Origin of the sequence: Micromonospora sp. NPDC049799 (assembly GCF_040656655.1) — a bacterium.
Lineage (GTDB): Bacteria > Actinomycetota > Actinomycetes > Mycobacteriales > Micromonosporaceae > Micromonospora.
The window spans coordinates 1-1006 of the sequence record NZ_JBFAMU010000935.1 but is presented as its reverse complement, the minus strand read 5'-3'; the positions used below and the strand labels follow the sequence as shown (position 1 = coordinate 1006).

Annotated in this window: 2 pseudogenes; one reads left to right on the top strand and one right to left on the bottom strand. The window is 76.0% G+C overall.

From position 1 onward, the window contains the following. Positions 1-587, top strand: a pseudogene (locus AB0I76_RS30765) (hypothetical protein); the annotation flags it as partial. Between the two features lie 5 nt (positions 588-592). On the opposite strand, the pseudogene AB0I76_RS30760 reads toward AB0I76_RS30765, so the two are convergent. Further along, positions 593-1006, bottom strand: a pseudogene (locus tag AB0I76_RS30760) (hypothetical protein); the annotation flags it as partial.

The following is a 1006-nucleotide window of genomic DNA, read 5'->3' as shown; positions in this document are numbered from 1 at the left end:
CGGCGCCGCGCAGCCCCGGGGACGACGGCCCGGCCCGGACGAGACGTCCCGGTCGCCGGTGGCTCCGCCCGGTCGGGTACGCCGCCATCGCGCTCGCCGTGTTGCCACTGCTTCCGCGCCCGCTGCCGGCGCAGCCCGTCGACCCGCCGCCGCGCTTCATCACCTCGGGCGGCTGGCGCCCGTACGTCCCCGAGGGCCGGACGCTGGTGCCGGTGCCGATCCCCAGCAACGTGCACGGCCTGCCCACGCTGCGCTGGAGCGCGCTGACCCGACAGGAGTTCCCGGTCCCGGGCGGCTACTTCATCGGCCCGAACGAGTTGGGCGAGGGCGTGTTCGGCGCGCCCAACCGGCCGACCAGCACCCTGATCTACTCCACGATGGACCGGAACGCGACGCCGATGGCGATCACCGACTCCAACCGCCGCCAGGCCGTCGAGGACCTGCGGTTCTGGAAGGCGTCCGTGGTGGTCCTCGGCGCCCACCCGCGCGAGGTGGTGCTGCGCGAGCTGATGACCGCCCTGCTCGGCTCCCCGCCCCAGCGCGTCGACGACGTCTGGCTCTGGGACGTACGCCCCCTGGTCGGCTGAGGTGGTCAGTCCACCAGCGGACGGACGTCCCACACCCACGCGCCGTCGACCGGTCGGCCCGGCCCGAGGAGCGCGTCGACCGTACGCCGGACCGGATCGCCGAGGTGCAGTCCACCCTGGACGACGACCGCGGCGCGCCAGTGCCGCAGGTCGTCGACGGCGGCCCGGCGGTCGGTGTCGCTGACGACCGGCACCTCACCGGTCTCCGCCACCCGGCGCAGCAGCACGGCGGTGGGCCGGTCGGGCGCACCCCACCGGGCGGTCGGATCGTCCGGGGCGCTCGGCCCGATGAAGTAGCCGCCGGGGGCGCGGAACGCCAGCCCGGTCCGCGCCGACCAGAACATCGCCGGGCTCTCGCCCGCCCCGGTCACCGGTGGGACCGCGACGACCGTCCGGCCCGGTGGGACGTACTCCCGCCA